Annotated in this window: 13 protein-coding genes and 1 pseudogene; 9 read left to right on the top strand and 5 right to left on the bottom strand. The window is 64.8% G+C overall.

Annotation, left to right across the window (positions count from 1 at the left end; genetic code table 11):
* Window positions 1-152: 152 nt before the first annotated feature.
* Window positions 153-997: pseudogene (gene opgC / locus ACTUWL_RS05170) on the top strand (OpgC domain-containing protein).
* Between the two features lie 69 nt (window positions 998-1066).
* On the top strand, window positions 1067-1699 hold the full coding sequence (locus ACTUWL_RS05165) for a TetR/AcrR family transcriptional regulator (RefSeq protein ID WP_021076206.1): 633 nt from the start codon (window positions 1067-1069) through the stop codon (window positions 1697-1699).
* A gap of 6 nt (window positions 1700-1705) precedes the next feature.
* On the opposite strand, the gene ACTUWL_RS05160 is transcribed toward ACTUWL_RS05165, so the two are convergent.
* Both ACTUWL_RS05160 and ACTUWL_RS05155 read right to left on the bottom strand, forming a co-directional pair.
* On the bottom strand, window positions 1706-3127 hold the full coding sequence (locus tag ACTUWL_RS05160) for an amidase (RefSeq protein ID WP_021076205.1): 1422 nt from the start codon (window positions 3125-3127) through the stop codon (window positions 1706-1708).
* 244 nt (window positions 3128-3371) lie between these two features.
* Window positions 3372-4148 (bottom strand): SDR family oxidoreductase, encoded by a 777-nt coding sequence (locus tag ACTUWL_RS05155; protein WP_021076204.1) that lies wholly within the window; start codon window positions 4146-4148, stop codon window positions 3372-3374.
* A gap of 168 nt (window positions 4149-4316) precedes the next feature.
* Between ACTUWL_RS05155 and ACTUWL_RS05150 the strand changes: the two genes are divergently transcribed.
* The gene (locus tag ACTUWL_RS05150) at window positions 4317-5393 is read left to right on the top strand and encodes a tartrate dehydrogenase (RefSeq protein ID WP_021076203.1); all 1077 of its coding nucleotides are present in this window, start codon (window positions 4317-4319) and stop codon (window positions 5391-5393) included.
* 150 nt (window positions 5394-5543) lie between these two features.
* On the opposite strand, the gene ACTUWL_RS05145 is transcribed toward ACTUWL_RS05150, so the two are convergent.
* The 3 genes from ACTUWL_RS05145 to ACTUWL_RS05135 all read right to left on the bottom strand — a co-directional run bounded on the left by ACTUWL_RS05145 (window position 5544) and on the right by ACTUWL_RS05135 (window position 8776).
* Window positions 5544-6455: an NAD(P)-dependent oxidoreductase gene (locus tag ACTUWL_RS05145; protein WP_021076202.1), complete on the bottom strand. Its 912-nt coding sequence runs from the start codon at window positions 6453-6455 to the stop codon at window positions 5544-5546.
* Between the two features lie 29 nt (window positions 6456-6484).
* Entirely contained in the window at window positions 6485-7735 is a 1251-nt protein-coding gene (locus ACTUWL_RS05140) for a Zn-dependent hydrolase (protein WP_021076201.1), read from the bottom strand.
* 123 nt (window positions 7736-7858) lie between these two features.
* Complete coding sequence (locus tag ACTUWL_RS05135; protein ID WP_021076200.1) at window positions 7859-8776, bottom strand: LysR family transcriptional regulator; 918 nt, start codon at window positions 8774-8776, stop codon at window positions 7859-7861.
* Window positions 8777-8895: 119 nt separating this feature from the next.
* On the opposite strand from ACTUWL_RS05135, the gene ACTUWL_RS05130 reads away from it, so the two are divergent.
* From ACTUWL_RS05130 to ACTUWL_RS05105, 6 genes are all read left to right on the top strand, one after another.
* On the top strand, window positions 8896-9714 hold the full coding sequence (locus tag ACTUWL_RS05130; protein WP_021076199.1) for a putative hydro-lyase: 819 nt from the start codon (window positions 8896-8898) through the stop codon (window positions 9712-9714).
* Between the two features lie 85 nt (window positions 9715-9799).
* On the top strand, window positions 9800-11047 hold the full coding sequence (locus ACTUWL_RS05125) for an ABC transporter substrate-binding protein (RefSeq protein WP_021076198.1): 1248 nt from the start codon (window positions 9800-9802) through the stop codon (window positions 11045-11047).
* Window positions 11048-11328: 281 nt separating this feature from the next.
* Window positions 11329-12162, top strand: a complete 834-nt coding sequence (locus ACTUWL_RS05120) for a branched-chain amino acid ABC transporter permease (protein ID WP_448214123.1) — start codon at window positions 11329-11331, stop codon at window positions 12160-12162.
* On the top strand, window positions 12162-13148 hold the full coding sequence (locus ACTUWL_RS05115; RefSeq protein ID WP_021076196.1) for a branched-chain amino acid ABC transporter permease: 987 nt from the start codon (window positions 12162-12164) through the stop codon (window positions 13146-13148). Before ACTUWL_RS05120 ends, ACTUWL_RS05115 begins: the two co-directional genes overlap by 1 nt.
* On the top strand, window positions 13145-13876 hold the full coding sequence (locus tag ACTUWL_RS05110; RefSeq protein ID WP_021076195.1) for an ABC transporter ATP-binding protein: 732 nt from the start codon (window positions 13145-13147) through the stop codon (window positions 13874-13876). The genes ACTUWL_RS05115 and ACTUWL_RS05110 overlap by 4 nt, the downstream gene beginning before the upstream one ends.
* Window positions 13860-14564, top strand: coding sequence for an ABC transporter ATP-binding protein (locus ACTUWL_RS05105; protein WP_021076194.1), 705 nt, complete (start codon window positions 13860-13862; stop codon window positions 14562-14564). Before ACTUWL_RS05110 ends, ACTUWL_RS05105 begins: the two co-directional genes overlap by 17 nt.
* Window positions 14565-14573 lie beyond the last annotated feature (9 nt).

The following is a 14573-nucleotide window of genomic DNA, read 5'->3' as shown; positions in this document are numbered from 1 at the left end:
CGGCTCGAGCTAGTCACGTTGAGCTAAATCCCGGAAAGGATGAGCGTTGTTGATATTTATCAACCGGACGGTCGTGCATTCCGCTGACATGCCAGTGATGAGAGACGTAATTGCCCCCGAGGGGCAGCTCGAGGAGGGCTGGTAACAGTCCAATGCTTTCTGACCGTATGACCGGTCGCTCGACCGGCGGGAATTCCCGCCAGCATTCCGCATCGCTGACCCTTTATCAGGGGAGGCGCGACAGTGCGGCGCTGGACCGCGATCTCCGGCTGGATCTGTGCCGAGGTCTTGCACTCTGGTGCGTCTTCCTCGATCACATTCCCAGCAACGCCTTCAGCTGGTTGACCCTGCGCCACTATGGCTTCAGCGATGCGACCGAAGTCTTCATGTTCGTATCCGGCGTGACCTGTGCACTGAGCTACAGCGATGTCAGCCGTCGCGACGGGTGGGCTTCAGTCGTCGCGCATACGCTGCTGCGAAGCTGGGAGATCGCTCCACTGGCGGCCGCGATTCCCGGCAGCATCGAGCGGTTGATCTATCCGATCGACAAGCCGAATCTGGACCCGTTGCGGCTGCTGCATTTCCTGGCGATCGCCATCGTGTGGCGAGGTTCGTGCCGACGAATTGGCGCGGATTTGGCTTGACCGGCCCGAAAGGCGCAATTCGTTGCGGCGAGCGTTCGCTCGAAACCTATTGTGCGGCCGTCGTGCTCTCCCTCCTGGCGAATCTGTATCTCATCAAGGTGTCCGACGGCATCGCGGCGCAGTTCGTGGTGAGCGCTGCGGGGATCGCGGCGCTCACCCTGTTTGCGACATCCATCACCTGGATCAGCAAGCGAAGCCGGCAACATCCGAAACTGCTACAGAGAAAGGCGGGGCGGATCGCACAGTCGCCGATGTTTTGGGCGCAAGATCCATTCAGAGCCACGGCAAATCTTGCTGGAGGCAGCCCGGGCAGCTTCGCGAATCGGCTTCGTATTCTCAAAATAAGTGAGTGACGTAAGTCTTTGATTTCGCTACCCTGTCCTTGCCAACACTCACTTCGCAGCCCACGATCATTTGCCGCAATGGGACAAATCGTTCGCAAGCCATTCAAGACCTACCACCATGGCGACCTCCGCGAAGCGCTGATTCAGGCGGCGCTGCGCGAGGTCGAGCTCGGTGGTCCCGAAGCAATCAGCATCAAGGCGCTGGCCAAGCAGCTCGGCGTCTCGCAGCCGGCGCCGTACCGGCACTTCGCCGACCGTGAGGCGCTGCTGCAGGCGGTCACCGCGGAAGCGTTCCGGCAGTTCAACGTGATCATGCGTGCGGCGATCGAGCAGCCCGGCAAAGGCTCGAAACTGTCACGCTTTGCGCAGGCTGCGCTGGCCTTCGGGCTCGAGCGCCATGGCATCTACCGGTTGATGTTCGCGTCCAGAACCATGGCCTGCGCGCCGGTCGGCAGCGAGCTGCACGTTGCCGCGATGGAAACCTTGGCGCTGCTGATCGAGTCGTTCGAGGCTCCGGCGGTGGGGCTGTTGCGCGAGCGGCAGGCGCTGAAGATCTGGGCCGGGTTGCACGGCATCGTGATGCTTGCCGAGCAGGGCCTGCTCACCGGCGAAGTCGGCCAGATCAGCCGCGAGGAGCTGATGGACGAGATCGTCGAGCAGACCAAGCTCGCGCTGTCGGTCGCGTTGCAGGCGACGGAAGACCAGGCGTAGGCCGCCTTATCGCGGCGGCCGCGGATCGATCGGGGTGGTGCCGCGCACGCCCAAAATATCCTCCAGCACTTTCGCGCCGGCCAGAAGCTGCGCCTCGGCGCGCGGCTTGGCCACCATCTGCAGGCCGACCGGCAGGCCCGATGCGGTGAAGCCGCAGGGCAGCGACAGCGCCGGGCAGCAGGCCAGCGTGATCGCATAGACGATGCCGAGCCATTCGACGTAATTGTCGAATGTCTTGCCGTCGCACTCGGCCACATAGCGGTGCTCGACCGGGAATGGCGGCACGATGGTCGCGGGTGCCAGCAGCAGATCGTAGGTCTCGAAGAATTCGAGCGCACGCTGCGTCATCGCGACGCGCTGGGCCTCGGCGCGCTCGAGCTTCTCGACGGTGAGCTTCAGCCCCGCTTCGATGTTCCAGATCACCTCAGGCTTCAGCAAATCGCGCTTGGTTCGCAGCAATTCGGCCTTGCTGATCGCGAAATCGAACGCGCGCAGCACGTGGAAGCATTCATGGGCCTCGCGCAGATCGGGATGGGCCTCCTCGACGATCGCGCCGGCTTCTGCGAACCGCTCCGCTGCCTTGCGCGTCACGGCCTTGACCTCCGGATCGACGGGCGTGATGCCGAGATCGGGCGAATAGGCGATGCGCGTCGGCTTGTTGCCCGAACGCGTGGCCGACAGGAAGGACGTCGACAGCGCCGGCAGCGACAGCGGATCGGCGGCATGCTCGCCGCTCATCGCGTCGAGCAGCAACGCCAGATCCTCGACATTGCGCGCCATCGGCCCCTGCACGCCGAGGGTGCGGTCGATGCCGAATTTCGGGGTGTGCGCGACGCGGCCGATCGAGGGCCGCAAGCCGACGACGCCGCAGAAGCTCGCCGGGTTGCGCAGGCTGCCGCCCATGTCGGAGCCGTGCGCGAGCCACGCGGTGCCGCTGGCGAGCGCCGCAGCGGCGCCGCCGGAGGAGCCGGCCGCCGAGCGCGACGTGTCCCAGGGATTGCGGGTCGGGCCGAACACTTCATTGAAGGTGTTGGCACCGGCGCCGAATTCCGGCGTGTTCGACTTGGCGTAGATCACGCCGCCGTTCTGTTCGAGACGCTCGACCAGGATGTCGGATTTCGCCGGGACGTTGTCCTTGAAGATCGGCGAGCCCAGCGTGGTCAGCACGCCGGAGACGGCGGTGAGGTCCTTGATCGGAACGGGAAGGCCCGCGAGCAGGCCGCGTTCGCCGGCCGGCTTCTGCATCAGGGCCTTGGCATGGGCGCGGGCGCGGTCGAAGCACAGTGTTGGCAGCGCGTTGACCTTGCCGTCGACCTCGGCGATGCGCCTTTCCAGCACGTCCAGCAGATCGAGCGGCGTGACGTCACCGGCTTTCAGTTTGTCGACGACGGCACACGCCGTTTCCTTCACCAAGCCCTGATCAGCCATGTGCCTGTCTCCGTTTGCTGGAAGTCTTCTGTTCGTGATGCTGTAGTCCATTTTGTCGGAAAGTGGAAACCGCCGAGGTTGCAAACGGCCTCCTTAACCCACGTCATCCCCGCGCAAAGGCCTTGCCTTTGTCGCTGCAGGAGTGAGCTCTTGCGAGCCTCGAAGGACGACGTGGCCCGTGGCGCATCCTTCGAGACGCCTGCTTCGCAGGCTCCCCAGGATGACGACCGAGCAGGCTGCGCTGCTAACCCCACCCCGACGTCAGCCCGCCATCGACCGTGTAGATCACGCCTGACGTGTAGCCCGCGCGATCAGAGGCGAGGAACGCCATCAGGTCGCCGATCTCGCGTGCATGCGCGGGACGGCCGAGCGGTAGCCCCTTCTGGAATTCCTTGTAGCGGTTCTCGTCGCCGAACTGGTTCTTGGCGCGGGTCTTGAGCAGGGTGACGTGGCGGTCGGTGCCGACGGGGCCGGGGTTGATGCCGACCACGCGGATATTGTCGGCGAGGCTCTTGCCGCCGAGCGCGCGGGTGAACGACATCAGCGCCGCATTGCCGGCGCTGCCGCAGATGTAATTGGCGTCGAACTTCTCGCCGGCCGCGCCGATGTCGTTGACGATCACGCCGCCGCCGCGCGCCTTCATCCGGGCGTAGACCGCGCGCGTCAGATTGATGTAGCCGAACACCTTGAGCTCCCAGGCATGCCGCCAGGTCGCCTCGTCGATCTTGTCGATCGAGCCGCCCGGGATGTCGCCGGCATTGTTGACCAGGATATCGATATCGGCGGCCTCCTTGGCCAGCCGCGCGAGGTCCTCAGGCTTGCGCAGGTCCACCACGCTGATCGCGGCGTCGATCTGGTGCGCGGAACGCAGCCGCTCGGCGAGCGCCTTGAGCTGGTCGCCGTTGCGGGCGGCGAGCAGCAGATTGGCGCCTTCCTCGGCAAAGGCTTCGGCGGCGGCCGCGCCAATGCCCTTGGAGGCGCCGGTGATCAGGACACGCTTGCCGCGCAGATGCAGATCCATGGGATGTCTCGCTTTGGGTTGAGGAGTGGGTGTCGGCGAAATTGGTGGGCAGGGTCGCGCCGCGGTCAACACTGCACTGCAGCGTTGCGCTCGCGCGAAGTTTGGTCCATTGCAGGGCGATCAGGATAGGCGGCATTGCCGGCCGGGCAAATCACAAGGGTGTTCTCGATGAGCAGCAAGAAGCAGTACCGGATTGCGGTCATCCCCGGCGACGGCATCGGCAAGGAAGTGATGCCGGAGGGCCTGCGCGTGATCGAGGCGGCGGCGAAAAAGCACGGCGTCGACGTCAAGTTCGATCATTTCGATTTCGCCTCCTACGACTATTACGAGAAGCACGGCGAGATGATGCCGGCCGACTGGAAGGACAAGATCGGCAAGCACGACGCGATCTATTTCGGCGCGGTCGGTTGGCCGGCCAAAATCCCGGACCACATCTCGCTGTGGGGCTCGCTGATCAAGTTCCGCCGCGAGTTCGACCAGTACGTCAATTTGCGCCCGGTGCGGCTGATGCCTGGCGTGCCGTCGCCGCTGGCGAACCGCAAGCCCGGCGACATCGATTTCTGGGTGGTGCGCGAGAACACCGAGGGTGAATACTCCTCGGTCGGCGGTCGCATGTTCCCGGATACCGACCGCGAATTCGTCACCCAGCAGACCGTGATGACACGCATCGGCGTCGACCGCATCCTGAAGTTCGCCTTTGATCTCGCGCAGTCGCGGCCGAAGAAGCACCTGACCTCGGCGACCAAGTCGAACGGCATCTCCATCACCATGCCCTATTGGGACGAGCGCGTGGAGGCGATGGCCAAGAAGTATCCCGGCGTGAAGTGGGACAAGTACCACATCGACATCCTGACCGCGAACTTCGTGCTGCATCCGGATTGGTTCGACGTCGTGGTCGGCTCCAACCTGTTCGGGGACATCCTCTCCGACCTCGGCCCGGCCTGCACCGGCACCATCGGCATCGCGCCGTCGGGCAACATCAATCCGGAAGGCGATTTCCCCTCGGTGTTCGAGCCGGTGCACGGCTCGGCGCCTGATATCGCGGGGCAGGGCATCGCCAACCCGATCGGCATGATCTGGTCGGGCGCAATGATGCTGGAGCACCTCGGCGAGAAGCAGGCCGCGGATGCCATCGTCGGCGCGATCGAACGCACGCTCGGCGAACGCACGCTGCGCACGCGCGATCTCGGCGGCAATGCCGACACCACGGCGTGCGGCAAGGCCGTCGCGGAGATGGTGGATTAGGGGCTTTCGCCCTCTCCCCTTGTGGGAGAGGGTGGCTTCGATGCGGAAGCATCGAAGCCGGGTGAGGGGTTCTCTCCGCGGATGCAGACCCCTCATCCGTCGCGGACTTCGTCCGCGCCACCTTCTCCCACAAGGGGAGAAGGAAAGAGGTCACCCCTTCACGATCCGCCGGCAATGCTGCCATGCCGCGTGGATCAGGTTCTCGCTCGCCTCCGGCGTGCGGAAGGCGGAGTGCGCCGACAGCGTCACGTTCGGGATTTTGGTCAGCGGATGATCCTTCGGCAGCGGTTCGATGTTGTAGACGTCGAGGCCGGCGTGGCGGATGTGGCCTGAGTTGAGCGCATCGATCATCGCCTGCTCGTCGACGATGGCGCCGCGGGCGGTGTTGATCAGCACCACGCCCTGCTTCATCTTCGCGATCTTGTCGCGCGTGATCATCCCGCGGGTCTCGTCGTTCAAGAGCAGATGGAGCGAGACTACGTCGCTGGTCGCCAGCACCGTGTCGAGATCGGTGAATTCGACGCCGGGATGGCTCTTGGGCGATCGGTTCCAGGCGATCACCTTCATGCCGCTGCCGTGCGCGATGCGGGCGACCTCGGCCGCGATGCCGCCGAAGCCGACCAGGCCAAGCGTCTTGCCGGTGAGCTGCATGCCGTCTTCGCGCAGCCAGTTGCCGGCGCGCATCTCGCGGTCCATCTGCGCGATCACCCGCGCCGACGACCACATCAGCGCGATCGCGGACTCCGCGACCGCGGTGTCGCCATAGCCCTTGATCAGGTGCACGGCGATGCCGAGGTCGGCGAGCTCTTCCGGGTTCATGTAGCTGCGCGCGCCGGTGCCGAGGAACACGACATGCTTCAGGCCGGCGCATTTCTTCGCAACGTCGGTCGGCAACGCGGTGTGATCGACCACCGCGATCTCGGCGCCGTCGAGCACCGCCGGATAGTCCTCGGGCTTGATGTCGGGATTGCGGTTGATCCGCATCTTGGGATCGCCGGGTTTTTCCAGGCGCTCGGTGATGACAGCGAGCGATTCATTGGCGTCGACAAACACTGCGCGCACGAAAGCCTCCATCGAAGGGGGTATGAAGATCAGGATGCGACGCCGGCGAGCGCCAGCACCGTATGCATCAGGACGTTGGCGCCGGCGGCGCAATCGGCCTGCGTGGCGTCTTCCAGTTCGTTGTGGCTGATGCCGTCCTTGCAGGGCACGAACACCATCGCGGCCGGCATCACCGTGTTGAGGTTGCAGGCATCATGGCCGGCACCCGAGGTGATGCGGCGATGCGAATAGCCGAGCTGCGTTGCCGCATTCTCGACCGCGTCGACCAGTTTCGAATCGAAATGCGTCGGCGCCTTGCGCCAGACCAGGTCGAGCTGGACCTCGACCTTGCGCTTTGCTGCGATCTCGGCGACCGCGGCGCGCAGGTCGCGGTCCAGCGCATCCATGATCCCTGCATCGGCGCTGCGGCAATCCACCGTGAAGGCGATCTCGCCGGGGATGACGTTGCGCGAGGGCGATGCGATCACGGCCTCGCCGATGGTGCCGACCGCCTTCGGGCCGTGTTTCCTGGCGATGCTCTCCATCGCCAGCACGATCTCCGACAGCGTCGCCAGCGCGTCGCGGCGCAGCGGCATCGGGGTCGAGCCGGCATGGCTCTCGAAGCCCACGATCTTGCCATCGTACCACAGCACGCCCTGGCCCGAATCGACCACGCCGATGGTCTTGCCCTCGGCCTCCAGGATCGGGCCCTGCTCGATATGCAGCTCGACGAAGCCCGAGAATTTCTGTCGGCCGACCGGGGCGTCGCCGCGATAGCCGATCGAGTCCAGCGCCTGCGCCACCGTGACGCCCTCGGCGTCCTTGCGCGACAGGATGTCGTCGGTGGTGAAATCGCCGACATAGGCGGCCGAGGCCATCATCGCCGGCGCAAAGCGCGAGCCTTCCTCGTTGGTCCAGTTGCAGATGCAGATCGGCAGCTCGGTCTCGATCCCGGCATCGTTCAAGGTGCGCACCAGTTCGAGCCCGGCGAGGGTGCCGAGGATGCCGTCATATTTGCCACCGGTCGGCTGGGTGTCGAGATGCGAGCCGACGCCGATCGGCGGTTTCGACATGTCCCGGCCCTTGCGCAGGCCGAACATCGAGCCGAGCGCATCGACATGCACGTCCAGGCCGGCGTCCTCGCAAGCCTTGCGGAACCAGTCGCGCACCTGCTTGTCCTCGGCGCTCAAGGTCAGCCGCCGCACGCCGCCCTTCTTTGTTGCACCGAACTGCGCGGTTTCGTGGATGGTGCCCCAGAGGCGGGCGGAATCGATCTGCAGGTTGGTGGCGGCTCGGCTCATGTCGTCAGTCCATTTCAGCTATCATTCCGGGGTGGCTTGAAGAGCCGAACCCGGAATCTCGAGATTCCGGGTTCGATGCTGACGCATCGCCCCGGAATGACGTTTTGATTATCCGGCACTCGTTCAATGACGCGCTACTCTCGCGTCGTCAACCGCCACGCTCGCCTGTGCGATCTGTCGGGCGAGATGGGCGACGCGCTCGATGGCGACCGCATCGGGCGAGGCGAGCCAGCTCGCGGTGAAGGTGAGCGGCGGCAGCTTGAGGTCGGTGTCGAGCAGTTGCAAGCGCCCGTCGGACAATTCGTTCTCGACGATTGCCGACGGAATCACCGCAATGCCAAGGCCTTCATTGGCCATGTGGATCACGGTCGCGAGCGAGGTCGAGGCGTGCAGCCGGATCGGCGGCAGATCGGGTGCGTTGAACAAGGCGCGCACGGTCTCGTAGGGCTGGGTCTTGCGCGGAAAGGTGATGATCGGAAACCGCGCCAGGTCCTGCCGCGCCACCGGGCCGTCGCCGAGGCCGAGCGACGGGCTCGCCAGGAAGCCGATCGGATAATCGCACAGCACATGGTTGTGCGCGCCGGAGGCGGAGACCGGTCCGAGCACGAAGGCGAGCTCGATCTCCTGCGCCAGCAGCCGCGGCGTCAGGTTCGGTGTGATGTCGACCTCGATCTCCAGCGACAGGTTCGGGTAGATCTCGTTGACGCTCTTGACCAGCCGCGGCAGCCAAGTGTGCACGATGGTCTCCGCGACACCGAGCCGCAGCGCGCCGCGCATCGCCGAACGGTCGCCGACCTCGGCCATCATCTCCGAGCGCAGGCCGATCAGTTTCTCTGCGTAGATCAGCATCAGCCGCCCGCTCGGCGTCGGCGAGGCCACCCGGTGGTCGCGGTTGAGCAGTTTGACGCCCATCTCGCGCTCGAGCTGGGCAATGCGCTGGGAGATCGCCGGCTGGGTGGTGTTGAGCCGCTGGGCGGCGCCGCGGAAGCTGCCGAGCTTGACGACCCAGAGGAAGGTTTCGATCGAGCGGAAGTCCGTCATGGAAGCATTTTCCCGATCGATAAATTCTAATTATCGATTTTGATTAGAAAGGACGATTAGACATTATATCACGCTTGGTGTTGGTTTGTCCTTGTCGAGATTATGGGCAGGAGAATCCCATGACTGTTTTTGCGGCAGTGCAGCGATCTCAAGGGGAACCGGGGCTGGCGAGCGTCGAAGCGCGGCGCGCCTGCCGTGGCGGCATGGCCTCGGCGACCACGGCCGGTCTCGCCAACGGCTTCGTCCAGGGCAATCTCGCGATCCTGCCGGAGAAGCTCGCCGGCGCCTTCCACCGCTTCTGCCAGCTCAATCCGAAGCCGTGCCCGATCATCGGCATGTCCGACGTCGGCGATTTCAGGATCCCGGCGCTCGGCCTCGACCTCGACATCCGCACCGACGTGCCGCGCTACCGGGTCTGGCGCGACGGCGAGGTGGTGGACGAGCCGACCGACATCACCAAATACTGGCGCGACGACCTCGTCACCTTCGTGCTCGGCTGCTCCTATTCGTTCGAGGAGGCGCTGCTGGATGACGGGCTGCCGATCCGTCACATTGAGCGCAACCTGCGTGTGCCAATGTACCGGACCAATATCGCCTGCAAGCCGTCGGGGCCGTTCGAAGGACCCATGGTGGTGTCGATGCGCCCGTTCAAGCCGGCGGATGCGATCCGCGCGGTGCAGATCACGTCGCGCTTTCCGTCGGTGCACGGCGCGCCGGTGCATCTCGGCCATCCGCATGCGATCGGCATCAAGGATATCACCAAGCCCGATTATGGCGATGCGGTGCCGGTGGCCGATGACGAGATCCCGGTGTTCTGGGCTTGTGGCGTGACGCCGCAATCGGTGATCGCAGCTGCGAAGCTGCCGTTCGCGATCACGCATGCGCCGGGGCTGATGCTGGTGACCGATCTCAGGAACAGGCAGCTCGCTGTGCTCTGAATAGGCAATTCGTGCAATTCATTGAGGCTTTACTGCGCGCTACAAGCGTCACATCGATAAGAACAAAGCTGAAGGGGAAATTTCGATGACGATCTCTCGCCGTAACGTATTGCTGGGTGCCACCGCCGCCGCCGCGCTCGGTCCGATCGCCGCGCGCGCGCAGACAAGCGAAGTGGCCATCGGCGTGATCTATCCGCTGTCCGGCTCCAGTGCCGCGATCGGCGTCGATGCGCAGCATGCCTTCAACACCGCGGCCGACATCATCAACAAGAACTACGATTTCGCGCTGCCGCTCGCCAAGGGCGAGGGCCTGTCCGGCCTCGGCGGCGCCAAGGTCAAGCTGGTGTTCGCCGACCACCAGGCCGATCCGCAGAAGGGCCGCGCCGAGACCGAGCGCCTGATCACCCAGGAGAAGGTCTGCGCCGTCGTCGGCACCTATCAGAGCGCGGTCGCCGTCACCGTCAGCCAGACCTGCGAGCGCTACGGCGTTCCGTTCATCTCGGCCGACAATTCCTCGCCGAGCCTGCACCGCCGCGGCCTGAAGTACTATTTCCGCGCCTCGCCGCATGACGAGATGTTCTCGGCTGCGATGTTCGACTTCTTCGATGCGATGAAGAAGAAGGGCCAGAAGATCGAGACCCTGGCGCTGTTCCACGAGGACACCATCTTCGGCACCGATTCGGCGAACGCCCAGACCAAGCTCGCGGCCGATCGCGGCTACAAGATCGTGGCCGACATCAAGTATCGCGCCAACTCGCCGTCGCTGACCGCCGAGGTGCAGCAGCTCAAGGCGGCCAATGCCGACGTGCTGATGCCGTCGAGCTACACCACCGACTCGATCCTCTTGGTCAAGACCATGGCGGAGCTCGGCTACAAGCCGAAGAACATCATGGCGCAGGACGCCGGCTTCTCGGAGAAGGCGACCTATGATGCCGTCGGCGACAAGCTCGAGGGCGTGATCTCGCGCGGCAGCTTCTCGCTCGACCTGGCGCAGAAGCGGCCGATGGTCGGTTTGATCAACGAAATGTACCGCGCCAAGTCCGGCAAGGACTTCAACGACTACACGTCGCGCCAGTTCATGGGCCTCATCATCATGGCCGATGCCGTCAACCGCGCCAAGTCGACCGACGGCGAAAAGATCCGCGAGGCGCTGGTCGCGACCGACATGCCCGGCGATGTCACCATCATGCCGTGGCGGCGGGTCAAGTTCGACGAGATGGGGCAGAACAACTTCGCCGATCCGGTGCTGCTGCAATATTCCGCGAAGAATTTCGTCACGATCTTCCCGGAACAGGCCGCCGTCTCCGAGGCGATCTGGCCAATGAACAGCTGACCGGTCGACCACTCTCCACGCGTCGTCCCGGGCAAGCGACTTGTCCGCCGAAGCTAAGCCAGCGAAGGCGGAAGCGCGACCCGGGACCCCCGCGCGAGTGCTTGCACTCGTCGCGCAACCACAGGCAGGCGTTTTGCGATGATAGGCTGTTGTCTTTTCTCCCTATGCATTTGTGGTAATGGGTCCTGGCCTTCGCCAGGACGACACCGGGGCCATACATTGACCGGGACGCAGCGGTGACAGCCGAGACCATTATCCAGAGTTTGGCGAGCGGCCTCCTGATGGGGCTGCTGTACGGACTGATCGCCGCCGGCCTCGCATTGATCTTCGGATTGATGGACGTCGTGAATTTCGCTCACGGCGAGTTCCTGATGATCGCGATGTACGCGACATTCTTCCTGTTCGCGTTCTTCGCGATCGATCCCTTGCTGGCGGCGCCGCTGGTTGCCGCGGCCTTGTTCGTGTTCGGCGCGGTGGTCTATCTGTTGGTGGTCCGCTTCGCGATGCGCGCCAAGGCCAATGCCGGCATGGTGCAGATCTTCTCTACCTTCGGCCTCGCGATCGTGATGCGGGGTCTGGCCCAGTTCTTCTTTACGCCGGACTACCGCAGCGTCACCAACTCCTGGGTCGGCGGCAAGACGATATCGATTGCCGGCATCTATTTGCCGGAGCCGCAGCTGATCGGCGCGATGCTGTCGATCGCAGCCTTCGTCGCGCTCTACTTCTTCATCAATCGCACCGATTTCGGCCGCGCGCTCGAGGCGACGCGCGAGGACGCCGGTGCGGTCGCCCTGGTCGGCATCGACAAGAACCGGGTGTTCGCGCTCGGCTGGGGCCTCGGCGCGGCCTTGGTCGGACTTGCCGGCGCCATCATGGCGATCTTCTTCTACATCTACCCCGACGTCGGCGCCTCCTTTGCGCTGATCGCCTACGTCACCGTGGCGCTCGGCGGCTTCGGCAGCGTGTTCGGCGCCTTTGCCGGCGGCATCATCGTCGGCCTGGTGGAAGCGACCACGGCGATGATCCTGCCGCCGTCGCTGAAATCGGTCGGCATCTATGCCGTCTATCTGCTGGTCGTCTTTGTCCGCCCGCGCGGCCTGTTCGGATCGATGTGATGGACACCCACTTCGCCCAACGCCGCAGGCGTGACCTGATCGTGGCGGCCTGCCTTGCGGCGGTCGCCGCGCTGGTGCCGCTGTTCGTCAAGGACGTCTACGTCCAGAACATCATGGTCCTGACCCTGATGTATGCCGCGCTGTCGCAGAGCTGGAACATCCTGTCCGGCTATTGCGGGCAGATTTCGCTCGGCCATGCGCTGTATTTCGGGCTCGGGGCCTATACCACCGCGCTGCTGTTCACCAAGTTCGGCGTGCTGCCGTGGTTCGGCATGCTGGCGGGCGGGGCGATCTCGGCCGTGATCGCGATGGCGCTGGGCTATCCCTGCTTCCGCCTGCGCGGGCATTACTTCGTGATCGCGACCATCGTGATCGCCGAGATCGCGCTGGTTTTGATCCAGAACTGGGATTGGGCGGGCGCCGCCCTCGGCATCGACATCCCGGTGCGCGGCGACAGCTGGCTGAAATTCCAGTTCGCCCGCTCGAAGCTGCCGTATTTCTATTTCGCGCTGGCGCTGGCCTGCATCGCCTGGTTCGTCACCTGGTGGCTGGAAGATTCCAAATGGGGTTTTTGGTGGCGCGCGGTGAAGGACAATCCCGACGCAGCCGAAAGCCTCGGCGTGGTCGTGTTCAATTCCAAGATGGGCGCGGCGGCTGTCTCGGCGTTCCTGGTCGCGGTCGGGGGCAGCTTCTATGCCCAGTTCGTCTCCTATATCGATCCCGAGAGCGTGATGGGCTTCCAGTTCTCGCTGTTGATGGCGCTGCCCGCCGTGCTCGGGGGCATCGGCACCTTGTGGGGCCCGGTCCTGGGTGCGGTGATCCTGATCCCGCTCACCGAGCTGACGCGCTCGTTCATCGGCGGGTCCGGCCGCGGCGTCGACCTGATCGTCTACGGCGCGCTGATCGTCGCGATCTCGCTGGCGCTGCCGAAGGGGCTGGTCAGCGTGTTCAGCATGCTCACCGGGCGCAAGGAGGCGGCGCGATGACCGCTCTCCTCGAAACCCGCGGCGTCTGGCAGCGCTTCGGCGGCCTCGTCGCCAACAGCGATGTCTCGATCTCGGTCGGGCGCGGCGAGATCGTCGGCCTGATCGGCCCCAACGGCGCCGGCAAGTCGACGCTGTTCAACCTGATCGCGGGCGTGCTGCCGCCGACCCAGGGCTCGATCATCTTCGACGGCGAGGACGTCACCCGCCTGCCGGCGGCGGAACGCTGCCAGCGCGGCGTCGGGCGCACCTTCCAGGTGGTCAAGAGCTTCGAGACCATGACGGTGATCGACAACGTCATCGTCGGCGCGCTGATCCGCAATACCAAGATGCGGATCGCGCGGCAGAAAGCCTATGAGGTGCTGGAGTTCTGCGGTCTTGCGGCGCGCGCCGACAAGCTGGCGGCCGATCTCGTGCCGTCGGAGAAGCGCCGGCTCGAAGTCGCGCGTGCGCTGGCGACCGAGCCGAAGCTGCTGCTGCTCGACGAAGTCCTCACTGGGCTCACGCCGGTCGAGGCGCAGACCGGCGTCGAGCTTGTGCGCAAGGTGCGCGCCACCGGCGTCACCGTGCTGATGGTCGAGCATGTCATGGAAATCGTGATGCCGCTGGTCGACCGCGCCATCGTGCTCAATCTCGGCAAGGTGCTGGTCGAGGGCAAGCCCGCGGAAGTCGTCCGCAATCCGGAAGTCATTTCCGCCTATCTCGGGGATCGTCATGCTGTCGGTGCGTGAAGTCACCACCGCCTATCAGGGCCTGGTTGCGATCTCCTCGGTGTCGATCGACGTCACCAAGGGCGAGATCGTCTGCGTCGCCGGCGCCAACGGCGCGGGCAAGTCGACGCTGTTGAAATCGATTGCCGGGGCCGAGCGTCCGCGCGCCGGCACCGTCACCTTCGACGGCACGCGCATCGACGGCCAGCCGCAGCATGTCATCACGGCCGGCGGCATCGCCTTCGTGCCGGAGAACCGCCGGCTGTTTCCGCGGCTTTCGGTAAGCGACAATCTGCGGCTCGGCAGCTATCTCTATCGCAGCCAGTCCGACCGCGATGCGCCGCTCGATCTGGTGTTCAATCTGTTCCCGCGGCTCGGCGAGCGGCTCGAGCAACGCGCCGAGACCTTGTCCGGCGGCGAGCAGCAGATGCTCGCGATCGGCCGCGCGCTGATGACGCGGCCGCGGCTGCTGATGCTCGACGAGCCGTCGCAGGGCATCATGCCGAAACTGGTGGACGAGATCTTCCAAGCCGTGAAACGCATCCGCGACGCCGGCATGACGGTCCTGATCGTCGAGCAGCGGATGGCCGAATGTTTGGAGATCGCCGACCGCGCCTACATTCTGCAGACCGGCCGCGTGCTGATGCAGGGCACCGCGGCCGAGATCAGCGGTAACCCGGACGTGCGCAAGGCGTATCTGGGGCTGTAGTTTCTCCGT

The organism is Bradyrhizobium sp. WCU1, assembly GCF_053474805.1.
This window is presented reverse-complemented; position numbering and strand designations above follow the sequence as displayed.

What these genes read in the sequence shown, in the direction of transcription:
- ACTUWL_RS05125 (WP_021076198.1), top strand. Translation starts at nt 9,800, where the DNA reads ATGACGATCTCTCGCCGTAACGTATTGCTGGGTGCCACCGCCGCCGCC.
- ACTUWL_RS05105 (WP_021076194.1), top strand. Translation starts at nt 13,860, where the DNA reads ATGCTGTCGGTGCGTGAAGTCACCACCGCCTATCAGGGCCTGGTTGCG.
- ACTUWL_RS05155 (WP_021076204.1), bottom strand. Translation starts at nt 4,148, where the DNA reads ATGGATCTGCATCTGCGCGGCAAGCGTGTCCTGATCACCGGCGCCTCC.
- ACTUWL_RS05110 (WP_021076195.1), top strand. Translation starts at nt 13,145, where the DNA reads ATGACCGCTCTCCTCGAAACCCGCGGCGTCTGGCAGCGCTTCGGCGGC.
- ACTUWL_RS05130 (WP_021076199.1), top strand. Translation starts at nt 8,896, where the DNA reads ATGACTGTTTTTGCGGCAGTGCAGCGATCTCAAGGGGAACCGGGGCTG.
- ACTUWL_RS05160 (WP_021076205.1), bottom strand. Translation starts at nt 3,127, where the DNA reads ATGGCTGATCAGGGCTTGGTGAAGGAAACGGCGTGTGCCGTCGTCGAC.
- ACTUWL_RS05165 (WP_021076206.1), top strand. Translation starts at nt 1,067, where the DNA reads ATGGGACAAATCGTTCGCAAGCCATTCAAGACCTACCACCATGGCGAC.
- ACTUWL_RS05140 (WP_021076201.1), bottom strand. Translation starts at nt 7,735, where the DNA reads ATGAGCCGAGCCGCCACCAACCTGCAGATCGATTCCGCCCGCCTCTGG.
- ACTUWL_RS05115 (WP_021076196.1), top strand. Translation starts at nt 12,162, where the DNA reads ATGGACACCCACTTCGCCCAACGCCGCAGGCGTGACCTGATCGTGGCG.
- ACTUWL_RS05150 (WP_021076203.1), top strand. Translation starts at nt 4,317, where the DNA reads ATGAGCAGCAAGAAGCAGTACCGGATTGCGGTCATCCCCGGCGACGGC.
- ACTUWL_RS05120 (WP_448214123.1), top strand. Translation starts at nt 11,329, where the DNA reads ATGGGGCTGCTGTACGGACTGATCGCCGCCGGCCTCGCATTGATCTTC.
- ACTUWL_RS05135 (WP_021076200.1), bottom strand. Translation starts at nt 8,776, where the DNA reads ATGACGGACTTCCGCTCGATCGAAACCTTCCTCTGGGTCGTCAAGCTC.